Origin of the sequence: Brevibacterium sp. SIMBA_078, assembly GCF_046534565.1 — a bacterium.
In the GTDB taxonomy this organism is placed as follows: Bacteria; Actinomycetota; Actinomycetes; order Actinomycetales; family Brevibacteriaceae; genus Brevibacterium.
Map to the genome: position 1 here is coordinate 1 of NZ_JAWRYQ010000119.1, position 305 is coordinate 305.

The following is a 305-nucleotide window of genomic DNA, read 5'->3' on the forward strand; positions in this document are numbered from 1 at the left end:
GGTCAGTTTACACTAGCTTACAGTATCTTTCCAAATCCAACGGATACTTTAACGTTAATACCATTCTTAAATGAAATCGAGCAAACAATTTTGATTTACCAAAACATATCGTAGCTGATGCTGGTTATGGTAGCGAACAAAATTACAATGATATTTTAGTGAACCGTAAACGGGAAGCGTTAATTACTTACAATCTATATTTGAAGGAACAGAAGAAAAAGTATAAGCAGAATCCTTTTAATACAACGAATTGGACATATGATGAAGAAACCGATACCTACACTTGTCCTAACAATCAATTATTG

Annotated in this window: 1 pseudogene; it reads left to right on the forward strand. The window is 32.8% G+C overall.

The features are described from left to right. Positions 1–305, forward strand: a pseudogene (locus tag SB749_RS19105) (transposase); the annotation flags it as partial.